Genomic DNA, 4,135 nt, shown 5'->3' on the forward strand with positions numbered 1-4,135 from the left:
GTGCAACGCCGCGAGGCGGGAGCGGACTCGCTGCTGGGGACGAGCATCGGCAGCTTCCGGCTCACCCGGAAGCTGGGCCATGGCGGCATGGGCACGGTGTACCTCGGCGAGCACGTGGACATCGGCAGCCGCGTGGCCATCAAGGTGCTGCACGGACGGCTGGCCGGCTCGCCCCAGGTGCTGCGCCGCTTCCACATGGAGGCGCGCGCCGTCAACCTCATCGGCCACGAGAACATCGTCAACATCATCGACATCAACCCCGCGCCGCCCCGGCCCTACCTCGTCATGGAGTACCTCGAGGGCGAGCCACTCTCCACGCTGCTGGCCCGCGGCCCCGTGCCCGCGGAGATCGCCGTGGCCCTGCTCGCCCAGGTGTGTGACGCGCTGCAGGCCACGCACGCGCGCGGCATCGTCCACCGCGACCTCAAGCCCGAGAACCTCTTCCTGCTGCAGCGCGGCCACGGCCCCGCCTTCGTCAAGGTGCTCGACTTCGGCATCGCCAAGCTGCTCGATGACGAGCCGCGCGAGGAGGACACCGGCGAGGGCGCCGTCCTCGGCTCGGTGGACTACATGGCCCCGGAGCAGTCCCGCGGCGACCCCGTGGACGGCCGCGCCGACCTCTACGCCCTCGGCGTCATCGCCTACCAGCTCGTCACCGGCCGGCGGCCCTTCGAGGAGAAGTCCCTCACCGCCCTGCTGCTCGCCCACCAGTCCAAGCAGCCCGTCGCGCCCTCCACCCTCCGCCCCGACGTCCCCGCCGGCCTCTGCGGCGTCATCCTCCAGGCCCTCGCCAAGGACCCCGAGCAGCGCTTCCAGAGCGCCTCGACGATGCGCGGTGCCCTCCAGGTGGCCCTCGACAAGGCCCTCGCCACGGGGCCCGCGCGCACGCCTCCGCCCCTGGCCCCCACCGCCCTCCACCGCTCGTGTCTGGCCCTCCCCGTCCTCGTGAGGTCCACCCCCGGCGCCGAGCCCCTGCGCCTCACGTGCGCGGACCTGTCTCGCGGCGGCATGTTCCTGTGCACCTCCAAGGACCTGCCCCCGCTGCTGTCCCGGTTGGAGCTGGCGCTGGAGCACCCCACCGAGGGCCTCCTCACCTGCGCGGGCGAGGTGGTGCGGCACGTGAAGAGCGAGGAGGCGCGCCCCTGGGGCATGGCCCCCGGCTTCGGCGTGCAGTTCGTGGAGCCTTCGCTCGCCTTCAAGGCCGCGGTGGCGCACCTGCTGCTGGGCCAGCCGCTCCACACCCTGCGCCCGCCGAGGGACCCGGCCGCCGATGCCGAGGCCGAGCAGGTGCTCGCCCCCTACGACACGCGCGACATCGAGGACCTCTATGCCTTCCTCGCGCTGCCGCCGGACGTGGGCTGCGAGGAGGTGCGGCTGCGGGCCCGCCGCGCCCAGCACGCGCTGGAGCGGCTGCGCGAGAGCCCCGTCTCCCCCACCCTGCGCGCCAAGGTGGACGCCGTGCTCGAGCGCGTGCGCAAGGCGGGCGACACGCTCGGCCAGCCTCCGCGCCGCGCCGCCCATGACGCCGAGCGGGGCAACTTCCTCGGCGTGGCGCGCTGCCTCGCCGCGGGCCTCACCGTCTCCCAGTTGGAGGAGCTGCGGCGCGACTTCCTCGCCCGCCGCCCGCACACGGAGCAGCACCTGCGCGTCCACCTCGCCACCGCCCGGGCCCACGTGGAGGGGGGGATGCTCGCCCAGGCGCGCGAGGCCCTCGAGCGTGCCCTCGTCCTGGATCCGCTCTCGCTGGAGTTGCACCGGCAGTACCGCGCCCTATCCCAAAGCCTCAGCCGTCCGTGCTAACTCCCCCGCCCCACCATGTCCTCCCAGACATCCGGCTCCGAGCCCCAGCCCTCCACCCCGTCCCCCTCTTCCGTGCCCGTGGCGGTGCAGCGCGTGGCCCTGCACGCGGTGGCCTCCGGCCTCACGCCGCTCATCCCCGTGCCCTTCCTGGATGAGTACGCCCTGCGCCGCGTGCGCGAGCAGATGGTGCGCACCATCCTGCGCGAGCGCGCCCTGTCCGCTCCGGATCGCACGGTGACGGTGCTCGCCGGCCTCCACCCCCGCGAGGGCAGCCGCCTCCAGCAGCTCGTCAGCAAGCTGGCCCTCTTCTCCTTCCGGCTCGCCTGGCGCAAGGCCTACAGGCGGCTGGCCACGGCCCTGTGGGTGAAGGACTGCGTGGACATGGCCTCGCTCTCCCTGCACCACGGCTACCTCCTCCAGCACGCCCTCACCCGGGGAGACCTCGACGCGCTCTCGCTCGCCAACGAGGACAAGGCGCGCCGCGTGCACACCGCCATCGACGCCGCCTGCAAGGAGCTGGACGCGCGCCCCGTCAACCAGGTGCTGCGCCGCCTCTTCACCGGCAGCCAGTTGCTCCTCACCGAGCTGGCCAAGGCCCTCGAGCAGTGGACGGGCACGCCCCGCACGCCCAAGCAGGGCGAGGACCAGGAGGTGGCCTCGCTCGCCGAGCGCCTCGCCGCCGCCCTCTGGGAGGAGCGCGGCTACTTCCAGTCCCTCGAGGCCCTCTACGAGAAGCACTTCACACTTCCAGGCTGAACCGGATTTCCTGGTTGTTGACGTCGGCGGGGAATCGGGACCATAACGGGCCATCCCCCTCCCGAAGGAAGACATGGCCCCCCTGTTCCCGACGAAGCGCCTCGGCGCGCGCGCCCTGGTCCTGCTGCCGTTGCTCGCCGCCTGTGGTGGCGGCCTCGAGTCCGAGCCCACCCCCGCCCCCGAGACGGGCACCGAGCAGTCCTCCCTCGTCCTCGGCGCCGGCCGCTATGGCGTGGTGACGGGCGGCATCTACAACGCGGGTGCCCAGCCGCTGAGCGACACCACCTCGCGCAACAAGTTCTTCTGCGAGATGCGGCAGCTCAACGCGAAGTGGCTGCGCATCGAGGCGGGCTGGCCGGGCGTGTCCAACCTCACCTACCAGCAGATCGTCGCGGACGCGCACGCCAACGGCATCAAGGTCATCGTCCTCTACACGCACCCGCAGTTCTGCGGGGACCCGAACAGCGGCGTGGCGCGCGACACGTACATCAACGACTACCTCAACAAGGTGAAGTCGTGGTCGGCCAACGTCTTCTATGGCACCGCCAAGGCGGACGCCATCGAGGTGATGAACGAGCCGAACCTCACCGGCGTGTGCCCGGACGGCTCGACGCGCTTCCGGGTGGAGCCCAACACCTTCGCCTGGACGGTGCGCCGGGTGAAGGAGTGGAAGGTGGCCAACGCGCGCACGGAGTCCATCATCTCCGGCGGCGTCCTCAATACGTACACCACCGAGCAGTTCTGGCCGGGCCTGTTCAACTCGGCCGCGCTCACCGCCTACAAGGGCAACCCGCCCTGGGACTACTTCGGCATCCATCCCTACAACCCGTGGAGCTATGACTGGGCCTGCCTCAACAACGGGGGCGGCTCGGCGTGCTTCGGCAACTACAGCTCCGGGTACAAGTACACGCTGCGCACCGGCCTGCAGACGGTGCAGAGCAAGCTGAACACCGCCACGGGCGTCACCAACAACCGCCTCTTCGTGACGGAGTTCGGCTTCCAGGATCGCGGCTCGGTGACCGCGCCCGACAACGCCGTGCGCAACGAGGCCGAGCTGGCCGAGGCCATGCGCATCTCCGCCGAGTCCTTCGGTGACTCGGGCGTGGTGGACTACGCGCTCTGGTACACGTACCGCAACCACACGGACGGCTCGGGCAACTTCGGCCTGCGCAACTGGTGGAACGGCTCCACGCACTACCCCTCCAAGTGGGAGCCCTGGCACGAGTTCCAGAAGCTCGCCCGGGGCCTCACCGCGCGCACCGGAGACAGCCCCGACGCCTGCTGGCTGTAGCCCCACCCCGCCAGGTGGGCAAGGCCTCTACTGCGTCATGTAGTAGAGGCCCAGGCACATCTCGTCCCCGGTGCCCTCGCCCCAGTTGGCGTCCACCGCGCCCGGGGCGCTGTTGTTCCAGTGGCACTCGAGGCGGATGCTGTCCCCCGGGTTGACCACCCTGGGCTGGGAGAGCGCGTAGCCCCCCTGCCAGTGGAAGTCCCACTCGGGGATGTCGAGCAGGCACTCGCGGGCACCCGAGCGGCGCTGGATGTCCAGCCGCGCGCGCGTGCCCAGCGTGTGCATGTG

At 71.5% G+C, this 4,135-nt stretch carries 3 protein-coding genes and 1 pseudogene; 3 read left to right on the forward strand and 1 reads right to left on the reverse strand.

Annotated features, from left to right (window positions below):
- The 3 genes from VF794_RS33875 to VF794_RS33885 form a co-directional block, all read left to right on the forward strand.
- Positions 1–1,800: serine/threonine-protein kinase (locus tag VF794_RS33875; RefSeq protein ID WP_331117258.1), on the forward strand; the 1,800-nt coding region annotated here is incomplete at its 5' end.
- 15 nt (positions 1,801–1,815) lie between these two features.
- Positions 1,816–2,556, forward strand: coding sequence for a hypothetical protein (locus tag VF794_RS33880; protein WP_331117259.1), 741 nt, complete (start codon positions 1,816–1,818; stop codon positions 2,554–2,556).
- A 73-nt stretch (positions 2,557–2,629) separates the two neighbouring features.
- The gene (locus tag VF794_RS33885) at positions 2,630–3,847 is read left to right on the forward strand and encodes a cellulase family glycosylhydrolase (protein WP_331117260.1); all 1,218 of its coding nucleotides are present in this window, start codon (positions 2,630–2,632) and stop codon (positions 3,845–3,847) included.
- 27 nt (positions 3,848–3,874) lie between these two features.
- Here VF794_RS33885 and VF794_RS33890 read toward each other — a convergent pair.
- Positions 3,875–4,135: pseudogene (locus VF794_RS33890) on the reverse strand (hypothetical protein); the annotation flags it as partial.

Source organism: Archangium sp. (assembly GCF_036389735.1).
GTDB lineage: Bacteria > Myxococcota > Myxococcia > Myxococcales > Myxococcaceae > Archangium.